Below are 14,042 nucleotides of genomic sequence, written 5' to 3'. Positions count from 1 at the left end.
GTACTCATGAACATTGGAAATCGACTGAATTATATAATGAAAGCGCATAAACGTCCTGCGCCTGACTTTTCAGATGAGAAGATCATGGAAGTCGAATGGGAGCAGTTACTTTCCGGGCGCTTACCGCTTACAGAAAGTCAGGCAGAATATTTAGCAGACTTATGGCAGATACCTACAGCCTATTTTGTGGATTATAATAAGAAGGATCTTGCTGTTTATCGTAAACTGCGCTCATTGCAGCATGAGCTTTTGACCAACCAGGAACAAGCATCTCAAACCATTCATTCGCTTGATGAATCATGGGCTCTGTCATCGCTGACTCAGGAAGTGATTTTTCATTTATTGAAATCCATTTATCTCTATAAAAATAATTATAAAGCGGAAGCCGAGCAAATCGAAACGGATTATTTGTCATTCATGCTTCCTGACCATAATCTTCTGACAGAGTCCTCAGCATTTCAAAAAGCGCTATTTTATTACTATGGAGTCAAATATTTTTACGAAGGAAAGCAGGAAGAGTCATTTGGTTACTTTGAACGGCTGCTGGAAAAGACGAATAATGAGGATGAAGTAGTGTCCATCATGCAAAATCTGGCTTTGATTACGATGAACAATCAGGATTTTGACCAGGCGATTGCTTATATGAAGCGATTGCATGCATTCAGCCTAGATCATAACAACAGCCGGGGACTGTCAATCGCTCTGAATTACCTGGGAGTCTTATACATGCTGAAGGAATCCTACCCGCCTGCTATCCATTACTTCGAGAAAATGCGGGAGCTTGATTTAGATCCAGTGACCGAATCACGGATGCAGCATAATCTGGGTGTCCTTTACTACAAGCTGCATAAATATCACCAGGCACTGGAGAAATATCGGGCAGCGCTACAGTTGATTGAAGAACATGAGCTGGAAGAAGGGCACTTCAATGAATTGCACGCGATAGCTAAGGTTAACTTTATCCTGAAAAATAAGGAAACAGCTGATGAATACCTGAAAAAAGCAAAGCAAGCAGCCGTTAACGAAGAAGAAATAGCGCTGCTAACTCTGCTCGAAGCGGAGATGCTGGCAAGTGAAGATGACAATATCAGGACAGCTATCCATCTCTACGAAGAAGTGATTGCTTATTACGAAGCCCGGCAGAACAAACGGAGACTGGACGAACTTTATCCTGTCGTAGCAGACTTATATAATAAAAAAGCGGAACTGCTGAAGCAGAAACATGAGCAGCTGCACACTGACGAAGCAGATTCTGAGTCAAAAAAAGCGTAAACCTGTAAGCCTATGCTTGCAGGTTTTCCCTATGAAAGGAGCTTTTCATCATGAAATACTGGCTTTGGCCAACCCTCTGGATGGCAGTCATTTTTTACTCATCCGCCCAGCCGTACCAGGACCAGGATATCAAACCTTTTTTATCCGGCAAGCTTGACCTTACTTTCCTGAAGCCAATACTGGAACCGCTCCACTTCACTTATCACCATTCGGAAGTAAGCATAGCTGCGTTAGGGACAGCAGGATTAGTTGAATTCTTTATCCGGAAAGGTGCTCATATTACTGTATTTCTTATCCTGACCTTGTCGTTTTATTACGCACTTACCAAAACCAGCCGCTTAAGTCTGAACGTTCGACTGGCACTCGCCTGGTTGCTGACAGTCATCTATGCCATCTCAGATGAATGGCATCAGAGCATAACCCCTAACCGCACACCATATTTCGGGGATGTCATCCTCGATACGACAGGTGCGATAATTGCTGTAGCTATTCTGTTTTTACTGTCGAGAAAGATGAATCCAGGAAAATAATATTGTCTGATTTAAACTATTTCCCGGGAAATCTCACACATTTGTCGAAAACTTTTTAGAATAATCAGTCACCAGCTACAAGAAGTGACAAACTTCTTAACCCGCCTATGCTACCATTGGTATGAATCAGCATCTGACATCCAATGCGGGAGGGCGTATGATGAATTTAAGATCGAGGATTGATTATTTGTGTCATATCAATGCTGTCACGGTTGAACAGCTGGACATCCCTATGGAAGAGTTAGAAATGCTCGAGAAGGGGCTCATCCAATTGCCACCCTCAAGCACCAGATACCTCAGTGGTTATTTTGACAGGCCTGTTTCATACTTTGAAAATCATAATATAACGGATCAAGGGGTTCATAATTTATTACAAAGCTTTCAGTTAGCATTATTTACAGGTGAACACGAGAAAGCAGAGAAATTCATCTCTGAAATTGAAATGTACCAGCCTATCTCATCCCTCCACCAGGAAATGATTTATCACCTGCTCTTAGCCATTTACAATTATCAAAGGCATAGGCTTGATCATGTTCGATGGATTGAAGATAATTATTTAAGTTATTTTTTGGACAAGTCGAATGCCTTTATCAAGCTTAATAAAATATTCGACAAAGCATTATTCCATTATTTGGCAATAAAGTATTATTGTCAGGGACAATATGAAGAGAGTGACCGTTACTTTGAGGAATTATTCGAACTTAGTCAAAAAAAGGAAAGGGATACATTTGCAGTTAACTGGTCTGCCTCTTTACGAATGGAGCGGAAAGCACAATATAGTTAGCCTGCATATTTGACCAGAACAGGTGATTTGCTATTATTCAGCAAATCATCTGTTTTTTTTGTAGAAAAAACTCATATTTAATCAAACGGACGGAAAACTATGTTTGATATCGTATCGCTATGTAAATATATGTAGTAGAAACCAAGACAGCTCATCTTGCATAGGTATAAATAAAAGGACAGAGGAGTAAATATCATGAAGGAAGACATAAATTTAAGCGAAATTTTACAAAATATAATCAAGCAGAGTGAATCAGCAGAGATTGAAACCACCGAACAGGCGATTGAAGAACTTATTCAACAGCTTGGATAATGTAAATTTTTTGTAAACGGGGACCTTCAATCTTACTACTCGCTTTAAGAATGGGGAAGATTAAGGTAAAATGAAAGAGGTTTGACTGAATTATAATTTTAACAACAAAGTGGGGTCCCCCTATGTTTGATATCAGCAACCTACTTATAGGTTTAGTGATTGCATTTTTGACAAGCTTTTTGTTGACCTTTCCGGTTCGTAAAATTGCCAAAAAGCTGAAAATGATGGATTACCCGGAATTAAGAAAAATACATACAACCGTTACCCCGCGTATGGGCGGAATAGCAATATTTGCAGGTGTAGTTGCCGGCTTGTTATATTTACAACCTGCCATTGAACATTTTTGGGCGATCTGCCTTGGAGCTACGGTGATCATGCTGACAGGATTACTGGATGATCGATATCAAATACGTCCGTTAATAAAGTTGACGGGTCAAATCATTGCAGCCGTGCTTTTAATCAGTTCCGGGCTTATCATCGAAAACCTGACCATTCCCTTGATCGGAATGATACCCTTAAATGAATTTGTCGGAGTAATACTGACTTTCTTTTGGATTATCGGGGTAACGAACGCCATCAATTTAATTGACGGCCTTGACGGCTTGGCTACAGGTGTTACAACAATAGCACTGACAAGTATCATGGTAATGGCTTTTATTGATCAGCATGCAGCTGCTGTAATGATTTGTGTAGCGATTATCGGGGGTAACTTAGGCTTTTTACCCCATAACTTTTATCCGGCAAAAATATACATGGGCGATACAGGGTCGTTATTTTTAGGGTATTCCGTTGCTGTCATATCCGTACTGGGATTGATGAAAAGTATTACATTTTTCAGCTTCATCATCCCGATATTAGTACTGGCGATTCCAATTTTTGACACGCTGTTTTCCATTTTAAGAAGAATCAGGAATAAGCAAAGCATTATGTCACCGGACAGTCAGCATATCCATTATCAACTGATCGCAGCTGGTTTGAGCCATCGCACAACCGTATTGATCTTATATGCTTTTAGTGCACTGTTCGGTTTTCTGGGTATCATATTTTCGTATGCATCATTTGCGTTAGCTTTAGGTCTGACATTCTTATTCTTATTACTATTGCAACTCTTTGCTGAAATGACTGGGGTCATTAAGGGTGGTAAGAAGCCTGTTATCGACACGGTTAAGAAGAAAACAACTAAGTCGCAAAACAGAGAAAAAAATTCTTCATAATAAAAAGAACGATGTGCTGATAAGCACATCGTTCTTTTTATGGGCTCATAGTTCCTGCTTCATTACTGCTATCTGCTGATAAAGAATGCTCCATCTCCAGGTGGCTGCGAAGTGTCTGGCGGACTTCATTAACCGATGATTCATATACGGAATAATAGTAGACACCATTATAGCGTACACCTTCTCCTGATAGTTCAAGTTGTTCGATGTTATCGACGTTGAAGTCTTTATACTGCTTATAGAATGCTAGTAACTCCGGGATTTGCAGGTTAGTCGTGACATTATTCCCAACTTCATCTGTTAAATCATCAACTTTCAATAAGGAGCCAGGCTTCGTCAATTGACTGATCAAGCTCTTCATGACCTGTTTCTGCCTGTCAGCACGCCCGAGGTCACCCCTTGGATCCTGTTTCCGCATTCTGACATATCCGAGTGCTTCTTCCCCATTTAATACCATATTGCCTTCAGTAAAATGAAGGGTTTCAGACTCATCTGCATTCTTTTCTGTAAAGTTGAATGGAACTTCGACCGGAACCCCTCCCGCAATATCTATAATATTTTCAAAGCCTTCAAAGTTAATGGTCGCATAATAATCGATTGGAATATCCAAAAACTCTTCAACCGTTTCAATGGTCATTTTAGGACCGCCAAATGCGAAGGAATGATTGATTTTGTCCTCTGTACCTCTTCCGGCGATGGTAACCAGGGTATCCCGGGGAATGCTGACAAGTTTCATGGTTTCTTCCGTCTGATTAAAGGTAGCTACCATGATTGTATCTGCCCTGCCATGGCTTCCGCCTGTTGCGTAATCTTCCACACCCATTAATAACACAGAGATCGGATCATCTGAAATTGAAACGTTTTCTATACGCAGGTCGCTCTTTTCACGATTCAAATCATTATAGGCATTGTTGGAAGCTTCCGTTGTTTGGTAATATAAATAGCTTAAGCTTCCCCCGATTATTGCCAGCGTAAGGATGAAAACGGCCATCATTCTCCGAATTAATTTTTTGCGTTTTCTCTTTCTAACTAAAACTTTTCTTTTCATGCTGTTTCTCCTCGTATATATACTTCACTTTTTAATAAAGTTTTTCAATTAACTGCCTGCTTGAATTTCCATTAGAATAATGATTCCATTGTTGGGAAAATTGTTTGATTTGTTCCATATTAAAGTCATTTCGTTTAATTATTTCAATAATATCCTGCGTTGTAGAAACAACAGGGCCAGGAATAGTGGAATGGTAATCTTCCCAAAAGCCTCGCGCGCGTTTATATTCCTCTAAATCATAGGAATAAAAAATCATTGGACGTTCTAAAATAGAAAATTCATAAGGTATCGATGAATAGTCTGTAATAAGGATGTCGGTCACTACCAATAGCTCATTCATATTGGGGTAGGAAGAGACATCAATAACGAAATCCGGATATGAATTTGATAAATTTGCCTTCACAGCAGGGTGGAGACGCATCAAGAGTACAAATTCCTCATTTAGCTCCTCGTATAGATGTTGGAGGTTCAATTGAATGTTTGGGTTGGTTAACTGATGATCACGGAAAGTAGGAGCGTATAATATGACTTTTTTATTTTGAAGGATAGGGTATTGGCGGTGAAGGGAAGATTCAACTCTTTCTATCACGTTTTTATCATAAAAAAAGTCCGTACGTGGTACACCCGTACGCAGCATACGATCATCTGCCAACCCAAAACTTTCTTTAAAGATGGCTGCCATTTTTTCCGAACCTACTACGACATGATCAAACGTTTGATAAACTTTTTTGAAACGAGCCTGCGCCTTAGCAGATCTATATTTCGTTGATGGATCCTTCAAGCCGAAACGCTTCACGGCACCTGCAGCATGCCATAATTGGACACACTTCACGTTTTTTCGAAACTTTGCAGCCGCTAAAAAGCCAAAGTAATTATCAATAAATACATGCCTGCATGTGGATATATGATAAATAGACTTAATGAATTGTATGGGATGACGTTTTAAATCGAATGGAATAACGTCTGTTTGAAAATCTAATTTAAAATTGACCCGGCATTCAGGGGCGCTAAGGATAACGATGTTTCCTTCATAACACTTTTTTAAGGCATTTTCTACATACAAAACATTATCCCCAAAAGAAGCAACAAAGACTGTTTTCTTCTTTTGGGGAAATAAGTTGAATAAAGTGAAGCCTATTCGAAAAAAAATCAAATAGGCGTTCACAAGTATTTCTCTAACCATTATTAACTTTAGCCATTTCTTTCTTGATTTTCGTGGTAGAAATTCCGACGGTACGTGGCAGATAAACCACTTCACAATAATCTTTCAGGAAGTCGAACTTTCCTTCCCAATCGTCTCCCATTACGAATACATCTACATCGTGGTTGACGACATCTTCTACTTTTTGCTCCCAATGTTCTTCAGGGATTACTTCGTCTACATACTTGATTGCTTCAAGAATCATTTTTCTGTTTTCAAAACTGTGATAAGCTTCTTTATTTTTTATAGCGTTGAATTCATCTGTAGAAATGGCTACAATCAGGTAGTCCCCTAATTCTTTAGCACGACTTAGTAAATTGATATGTCCCCAATGCAACAAATCGAATGTTCCATAGGTAATTACTTTTTTCATGTTTTTTCCCTCCTGGAAAATATAAACTCGAATTATTGAATAGTTAAGTGAAAGGTTTTACTAGTTTACTAGTATAATAGCCGAATTTTACACAGTCATAACGTAAATTTAACAATTTATTTAAAATGAGTTAATATTAGTTCGGTATAATAATAGGTATTGCTATAATCATTTTATAGGGAACAGGACAAAAAGACAAGCCTATCCATTAGTTTACAAAATTATACAAAAACTCCCCAAGTAGCAATGAAGGATAGCTACAGGGGAGTTTTTTGAATTTAACCAGCAAACGTACTAAATCTCTGATTATATATCGAATTATTGTTGGTGAACTATGGGACGTGTTTGAATTGATCGTTAAGGGGAATGGTTTGCAGGAATAATAGTTGATAATACAGCAAAAATTGGTGTAGCATAAGTTAAGATTAAGCGAAAGAAGATATAATAATTAATTTGAGGCTATCCTTTAGCTCTCTCAGGTTGGAGGAGCAACTATTTTATGATTTTTTTATAAGAGAGCACAATAATCTTAGGGATTCAATTTTATACCGATACTTATTCCAGCACATGAAGGAAAGGGAATGAAAAAGATTGTTGGCAAATTTTTGAAATAACCTGGGAACATAGAGAAATTTTGTGAAATAAAATTATTACTTATTAAAGAATTCTTATAGTGGCAGGTGAATTTGATGTTGTTCAACCTAAAGAAAAACAAAAAAAATAAAAGTGGTAAAAAATTAAAACACAAATTTGATATAAAGTATGGAGAAAATGCAGTTTGCTTTAGTGGGGAATTTGCACGAAGTAACTATACTGCAGTGGAGTTATGGGCTATCGCACGTGACTCATCATCGGAAAGTAGACTCGGAAAAATAAAACCAAGTAATGAATTTTCATTTGAGGTTACTTACTCTGATTTAGAAAAACTACAACAGGAAGTCTCAACTAACATTTTTGATTTATATTTGAAAGTGGCCACTCCTAAAAGTTCACTTAAAGAGAAGACATGGAATCGAATTAAAGAAAAGGCCGAAGTAATCAATAAAAATGGGATAGATATAGCATTTTACTTAATTAGACTTGGAAGATTTCAACAGACCGAGGTGGAGCCACAAGGCCCGGTTCACATAAAAGAAAATGTTTTTCAATTTTATATCACTAAAAAGGGTAATATTTCTTTGACAATTAATGAGGATCCTCAATCTCCTACAAAAATTCAAATAGAAAAAGCGGAGCGCGATAAAGAGAAGTACATGATTGCTGGTAAGTTATTCACCAGGAATTCGTCTGTAAATAATGGAGAGGCTGTTTTAGTGAGCAGGGAGACTCAAGAGCAGCACGTTGTTGAATTAACCTTAATACATGACTTTGAAGGCACAAGAAACAAATTCGGGTTAAATAGGTACCAATATACGGTGGACGTGCCATTATATAAAACAACAGGTGTTCCTTTACTTAATGAAGGAGTATACGATTTATACCTTAGATTAAACATGCATGACCTCAGTGAGGAAAAATGGATAAGGGTAGGAAAACCTACCTTTAAAACACGGTTATTGACAAGAGGCGCGGATACTAAGTCTTCAAATACTGCCAGTATTATTTCACCATATTACACATTTAAGCAATCAAACCTTTCTTTTGAAGTGTTTGAATTAAAAAATGAAAATTATCAATACATGAAAAGATTGCTTAAAATTGCCAGGGTTTTGAAGTGGATGAATCGTGGCAGAGATATTTGGTTAGTGGGGGAGCGTCCATATAAAGCACAAGACACCGGCTATCACTTTTTTAAATATATGCGCGAAAATCATCCGGACAAAGAAGTTTATTATGTAATAGAAAAAGATTCACCTGAAAGAAAAAATATTGATCATTTAGGTAACGTTATTGAATTCGGTTCAAAACGTCACATCCTCTATACCTTATTAGCTAATAGGATCATTGGTTCCCATCACCCCGACTATCTGTATCCGGTTCGGTCACCGAAGTTTAAAAAGAAAGTGACAGCGGTTAAGGTGTTTTTGCAGCATGGTGTCATGGGAACGAAAAATATGGTAGCTAACTATGGGAAGAAGTCACCAGCTTTTGATACTGATTTGTTTTTAGTTAGTTCCGAATTTGAAAAAGAGATGATTATTAATGATTTCGGTTATGAAGAGGAGGAGGTATTTGTAACTGGACTTTCGAGGTTTGATAAATTGTTCGAGTCCGATACCCCTGTAAAAAACCAGATTTTAATCATCCCGACTTGGCGTGATTATATAGGATCTCTCGAAAACTTTACAGAAACTGAATATTACCAAAGGTATCACGAATTGATCCATCATCCCGACTTACACAGAATTGCAGACGAAAATAACTTAGAAGTACTATTCTGCTTACATCCGAATATGCAAAAATATAGTTATGCGTTTGAAGATTCACCTGTAAAAGTTATCACTCAAGGAGAAGTAGATGTACAGCAATTGCTAAAAGAAAGTAAATTGATGATTACGGATTATTCTAGTGTTGCATTTGATTTTAGTTTCCTGCATAAACCTATCGTCTACTACCAATTCGACCGCAGCAGGTTTATCGGAAAACGTCCTTCCCATTTGGATTTGGACAATGACTTACCCGGAGATATTGTCTTTGAAGCAGATGAGGTTTTGGATAAGCTGCAGCAAAGAATAAACGATGGTTTCAAAATGAAAGAAGAATTCAAAATCCGCAGTGATAAATTCATCACATATAAGGATCAGAGTGCTAATGAACGAATCTATTCAGTAATTGAAAGGGCAAAGAAAAACAACAAATTACGAATAATTAAAGAGAATAGTTATATTTGGGATGAACTGGGGAAAAGGTTTAGGAAAAGTAAATGGTATTTCCCAACTATGAAGGCTTTTTATTCAGTACTTCGCCGTTTTCCTGTAGACAAATCACTTATTTTATTTGAAAGTGGTACAGGAAAACAATACGCTGACAGCCCACGATATATCTATGAAGAAATAGTAAGGAAAGAATTAAACTACAAAAAGGTATGGGTGTATAATCGCAATCACCGCTTCAAAGACCCTAATACGAAAAAAATCAAACGATTAAGTCCAAAATATTACTATTATTTGGCAAGGGCAGGATATTGGGTCAACAATCAAAATTTCCCTACCTACATGAAGAAACCTAAGGAAACTGTGTATTTGCAAACATGGCATGGCACTCCTTTAAAGAAAATGCTGTTTGATATCGAAGAAATTCATGGAAGAAGCGCTGATTACCTTGAGAGAGTCAGTAATGCTATTAAAAATTGGGATTATCTGATTTCTCCAAGTGAATATGCTACCAAGTCTTTTCGTTCTGCTTTTCGTTTTAAGGGAACTATTTTGGAAACCGGATACCCAAGGAACGATTTGTTCTACAAGAAAGAACGTTATCAAATTGCTGGACAGCTGAAAAAGCAACTGGGTATACCAGAAGGAAAGAAAGTGGTTTTATATGCACCTACGTTCAGAGATAATCAAAAATCAAAAAATAAATTCACTTTCAAACTTGATTTGGACTTAGAGCAAATGCAAAAGGAACTGGGAGAAGATTTCATTATTTTATTGCGGATGCATGTAATTGTCAGCAATAAATTAGTGATACCGGAAGAAATGCAGGAATTTGCAATAGATGTATCCAAGTATCCAGAGGTGCAAGAATTATATACAATTACAGACTGCTTGATAACAGATTACTCTTCCGTCATGTTCGATTATGCCAATACTCAAAAGCCGATGGTATTTTTTGCATTCGACCTGGATGAATACCGAGATGACTTGCGCGGGTTTTATTTTGATTTTGAAGAGAAAGCTCCAGGCCCTATTGTAAAAACAACATCAGAAGTCATTGAGGCCATCTCTGGACTTGATCAACTAAAAGAAGATTATAAAGACAAATATCAAGCTTTTTATGATAAGTTCTGTTATTTAGAAGATGGAAAAGCAACGGAGCGAGTAGTAAAAGAGGTTTTTTGAAAGTAATGACGTAGCCCTGTGGTTAAAACTGCAGGGCTATGAACTAGTTAGGAGGAGTTTCTATTGTCTTCTATCCAAGTGAAACCATATTTTATCTTGAATACTATCGCCTCTAAAAGAGGCGGGTTGACAAAAGCAGTTGTTAATCGCATGAAGATGTTTAGGAATGAATTTCCTGAAGTAGATGTGCAGCTGCTTACTATTTCTTATCAACGGAACCTACAGAAAGATCTGAGAGAAATGAGAGAACTTGGGGAGTTGCCTGAAGACATCGACATCCGTAATTTCTTCTACGATATCGATCCCTCCAAACATCAAGAAATCCAAATTGATGATGATGCTCATATGAAAGAAGAAAAAGGGTTTGATCGTAAACCTGATGAAAAAAGGGATTATGCTTACCGCTATTTTATAAACGGAAAATATATTAAATATAAGCGTTTTAATGAAGAGGGAAAGTTGATGTATATCGACTATTTCAATGATTCCAGGCGGCGTTTTAAGCGGGAAGAGTATGCAGTCAGCGGGCAATTGACGCGAGTGATAGAGTACGAACCTGAATCTAGGAAAGAGACCTTCCACCATCATGTTGGTAAAAATGGTGAGACTTTTTTAACGATAGAAGTTAATGATAAAAAACAGTGGGTGAGATGCAAGCTGCACGCTCCTGAACCAATCACCTTTGATAGCATGGCAGACGCTTATGTTTACTGGATTGAACAAGTGATAGAAGATGATAAGGCACCGGTGTTATTTGCTGAATTTAGAGACAGGTTATATAATCTGCCAGATAAAAATCTGGACTATACTGTTATTCAAGTAAAACATCCATCAGTACGCAAAGTGACATTCTCCCATAGTAGTCACTTTGCAAAACCATTTACAAAATATGCTCCAATTAGTGCAGTGTGGGATACACTTTACAATCATCTGAATGAGTTTGATAAGCATATCTTCCTGACCAATGGCCAAAAAGAATCGGTAGCGAAATTATACGGTGACAGGCCTAGCTATACTGTTATCCCTCATTTTGTTGCTGAACCGGATGAAAAAGGTATAGGGGAGGAATATGATAAGAATAAAGTAATTCTAGTCGCCCGCCTTCATTATAAAAAAAGAGTAGAGGACGGCATCAAAGCTTTCAAAAAGGTTGTTGAATATAACCCTGACGCCGTATTGGAGATATATGGATTTAGTTATAAGGATAAAAGAGAAAATAACATAAACACATTGATAGAAGACCTGAACTTATCCAATAATATTGTAATGAAAGGGTTCACGACAGATATGGGCTCGGTTTATAAAAGTTCTTATCTTACCATAATGACTTCACGTTCTGAAGGTTTCGGCATGGTAATGACCGAAAGTATGTCTTTCGGGACGCCTGTTATTGCTTATGATATTAACTTTGGCCCACGTGATATAATCACTCATGGAGAAAATGGTTACTTAGTAAAAGATGGCGATACCGATGAGCTTGGCAGACGAATAATTGAGTTGATGGAAGATGAAGATAAAAGAAACCAATTCTCAAACCAGGCATCTTCTGTAGTGGAAAAGTTTAGTTATAACCAATTTGTGCGAAATTGGAAAAAACTACTAAAAGAATTGAATGATAAAGATCCTGTAATAAGACAGGAGAAGCCTAAATTCGCTTTGCCTTTTACCATTAAAGAAGTAAACTTCGATCAACAGCGGTTAGTTTTAAAAATGGAAAAACTTGATCTTCCCATGCAGGAAGTTCAACTGTATCTTAGAGGCAGGAAATCTACCTGGATCCAGTTCTACGATATAATGGAGACTGGGGGGGAAGCTCTTACTGAAATCCCATTTGAAGACCTGGAGCAATTGGACTTTATTGGAGATTTCAGTATACGGCTGGCTCAGGGTACTTTCGCTAAGGATATCCGTCTTTCTTATCACGATGAGAGTCATACAGTTCAAAAAAATAACTTTAATTACCGGCTTTATTCTACTAAACATGGTAACCTTTCAATAAAAGTGACAGAGAACCAAGTGAAAGCTTCTCCATCAAAGAAAGAAAAGCATTCTGTGGTGAATAAAGTTAAACAAATGATTGGTAAAATAACGGGGGATTAAACTAGATGAAAGCTATTTTAAGAAAGGCATTTATCAAAGCCTCTTTAACCAAACTTTATAAGCTATTTTTTAAAGTTGCTGGTAAAGTATTGCCGGTTGATTCGAAATTGGTGATTTTTGAAAGTTTTTTAGGGAAACAATATAGCGACAGCCCAAGGGCTATATTTGAATATATGGCTGAACATAATCCTGAGTATAAACTAGTTTGGAGCATGGACCGTTCTTCCATCCCTTATTTCAAAGACCAGGGAATAGAGATGGTGCCTCGCTTTTCTATAAAGTGGCTAGTGGCGATGAACAGGGCACGTTATTGGGTTTCAAATAGCCGTTTACCATTATGGATTCCTAAGCCTAAGCATACGAGGTACTTACAGACATGGCATGGTACTCCTTTAAAGAGATTGGCAGCTGATATGAAAGATGTGCAGATGCCTGGTACAGATATTCAACGTTATAAAAAGAACTTTAAGAAAGCTTCAAGTAAGTGGGACTATTTAATATCACCGAATGCTTATTCGACAGAGATTTTTCGTAGAGCTTTTAGTTTTGATAAAGAAGTTCTTGAGACCGGGTATCCAAGAAATGACTATTTATATAATGCCAATCAGGAGAGTCATATTAGTAGGTTGAAAGAACAAATGGGTATTGCTTTAAACAAAAAAGTTCTTTTATATGCACCAACCTGGCGAGATAATGAATACCATCACAAAGGTAAATATAAATACTCTTCTCCCTTGAACTTGGACAAGCTTCAAGCTGAATTAGGTGAGGATTATGTCGTGCTGATGCGAATGCATTATTTAGTGGCGGATCAATTAGATTTGACCGAATATGAAGGGTTTGTATATGATTTCTCTCATTATACTGATATACGGGATTTATACTTAGTTTCAGATATATTGATTACTGATTATTCCTCTGTATTTTTCGATTTTGCCAACTTGAAGCGTCCCATGATTTTTTATGTATATGATTTAGAATATTACCGTGACCAGTTAAGAGGATTTTATTTCGATTTTGAAAAAGAAGCCCCCGGACCATTAGTGAAAACGACAGATGAGTTGGTTTCGGCAATTAAAAGCGAGGAAAAAAAGTTCAAACTGGAACAGTATGAAGAATTCTATCGCAGATTCTGTGAATGGGAAGATGGTAATGCTTCCAGGAGAGTAGTAGACAGGTTTATAAAGGACTGATAAATATAATCAGTATG

Annotated in this window: 10 protein-coding genes; 7 read left to right on the top strand and 3 right to left on the bottom strand. The window is 37.4% G+C overall.

Going from position 1 to position 14,042, the window contains the following annotated elements; translation table 11 throughout:
- Positions 1-6: 6 nt before the first annotated feature.
- From P855_RS0113470 to P855_RS0113450, 4 genes are all read left to right on the top strand, one after another.
- A complete protein-coding gene (locus P855_RS0113470; RefSeq protein ID WP_028784056.1) occupies positions 7-1,272 on the top strand; it encodes a tetratricopeptide repeat protein in 1,266 nt (421 codons plus the stop codon).
- A gap of 50 nt (positions 1,273-1,322) precedes the next feature.
- On the top strand, positions 1,323-1,802 hold the full coding sequence (locus tag P855_RS0113465; protein WP_028784055.1) for a VanZ family protein: 480 nt from the start codon (positions 1,323-1,325) through the stop codon (positions 1,800-1,802).
- 160 nt (positions 1,803-1,962) lie between these two features.
- Entirely contained in the window at positions 1,963-2,586 is a 624-nt protein-coding gene (locus P855_RS0113460) for a hypothetical protein (RefSeq protein ID WP_028784054.1), read from the top strand.
- Positions 2,587-3,020: 434 nt separating this feature from the next.
- The gene (locus P855_RS0113450) at positions 3,021-4,112 is read left to right on the top strand and encodes a glycosyltransferase family 4 protein (protein ID WP_028784053.1); all 1,092 of its coding nucleotides are present in this window, start codon (positions 3,021-3,023) and stop codon (positions 4,110-4,112) included.
- A 37-nt stretch (positions 4,113-4,149) separates the two neighbouring features.
- Here the strand turns inward: P855_RS0113450 and P855_RS21020 are convergent, their stop codons facing one another.
- From P855_RS21020 to tagD, 3 genes are read right to left on the bottom strand one after another with little or no spacing between them, the layout of a single operon-like run.
- Positions 4,150-5,160 (bottom strand): LCP family protein, encoded by a 1,011-nt coding sequence (locus tag P855_RS21020; protein ID WP_037986067.1) that lies wholly within the window; start codon positions 5,158-5,160, stop codon positions 4,150-4,152.
- Between the two features lie 31 nt (positions 5,161-5,191).
- On the bottom strand, positions 5,192-6,343 hold the full coding sequence (locus tag P855_RS0113440; protein WP_028784052.1) for a CDP-glycerol glycerophosphotransferase family protein: 1,152 nt from the start codon (positions 6,341-6,343) through the stop codon (positions 5,192-5,194).
- The gene (tagD, locus tag P855_RS0113435) at positions 6,336-6,734 is read right to left on the bottom strand and encodes a glycerol-3-phosphate cytidylyltransferase (protein ID WP_028784051.1); all 399 of its coding nucleotides are present in this window, start codon (positions 6,732-6,734) and stop codon (positions 6,336-6,338) included. Before tagD ends, P855_RS0113440 begins: the two co-directional genes overlap by 8 nt.
- 689 nt (positions 6,735-7,423) lie before the next feature.
- Between tagD and P855_RS21015 the strand changes: the two genes are divergently transcribed.
- The 3 genes from P855_RS21015 to P855_RS0113420 all read left to right on the top strand — a co-directional run bounded on the left by P855_RS21015 (position 7,424) and on the right by P855_RS0113420 (position 14,025).
- Positions 7,424-10,732: a CDP-glycerol glycerophosphotransferase family protein gene (locus P855_RS21015; protein WP_051353228.1), complete on the top strand. Its 3,309-nt coding sequence runs from the start codon at positions 7,424-7,426 to the stop codon at positions 10,730-10,732.
- 63 nt (positions 10,733-10,795) lie between these two features.
- The gene (locus P855_RS0113425; RefSeq protein ID WP_028784050.1) at positions 10,796-12,832 is read left to right on the top strand and encodes a glycosyltransferase; all 2,037 of its coding nucleotides are present in this window, start codon (positions 10,796-10,798) and stop codon (positions 12,830-12,832) included.
- A gap of 5 nt (positions 12,833-12,837) precedes the next feature.
- Positions 12,838-14,025 (top strand): CDP-glycerol glycerophosphotransferase family protein, encoded by a 1,188-nt coding sequence (locus tag P855_RS0113420; RefSeq protein WP_051353227.1) that lies wholly within the window; start codon positions 12,838-12,840, stop codon positions 14,023-14,025.
- Positions 14,026-14,042 lie beyond the last annotated feature (17 nt).

The sequence above is a fragment of the Thalassobacillus devorans MSP14 genome, from assembly GCF_000496835.1.
Taxonomy (GTDB): domain Bacteria; phylum Bacillota; class Bacilli; order Bacillales; family Halobacillaceae; genus Thalassobacillus; species Thalassobacillus devorans_B.
This window is presented reverse-complemented; position numbering and strand designations above follow the sequence as displayed.

Bases quoted from the DNA above. Each gene is read 5' to 3' on its own strand.
- P855_RS0113440 (WP_028784052.1), bottom strand. From the start codon at position 6,343: ATGGTTAGAGAAATACTTGTGAACGCCTATTTGATTTTTTTTCGAATA.
- P855_RS0113470 (WP_028784056.1), top strand. From the start codon at position 7: ATGAACATTGGAAATCGACTGAATTATATAATGAAAGCGCATAAACGT.
- P855_RS21020 (WP_037986067.1), bottom strand. From the start codon at position 5,160: ATGAAAAGAAAAGTTTTAGTTAGAAAGAGAAAACGCAAAAAATTAATT.
- P855_RS0113420 (WP_051353227.1), top strand. From the start codon at position 12,838: ATGAAAGCTATTTTAAGAAAGGCATTTATCAAAGCCTCTTTAACCAAA.
- P855_RS0113460 (WP_028784054.1), top strand. From the start codon at position 1,963: ATGAATTTAAGATCGAGGATTGATTATTTGTGTCATATCAATGCTGTC.
- P855_RS0113465 (WP_028784055.1), top strand. From the start codon at position 1,323: ATGAAATACTGGCTTTGGCCAACCCTCTGGATGGCAGTCATTTTTTAC.
- P855_RS0113450 (WP_028784053.1), top strand. From the start codon at position 3,021: ATGTTTGATATCAGCAACCTACTTATAGGTTTAGTGATTGCATTTTTG.
- tagD (WP_028784051.1), bottom strand. From the start codon at position 6,734: ATGAAAAAAGTAATTACCTATGGAACATTCGATTTGTTGCATTGGGGA.
- P855_RS21015 (WP_051353228.1), top strand. From the start codon at position 7,424: ATGTTGTTCAACCTAAAGAAAAACAAAAAAAATAAAAGTGGTAAAAAA.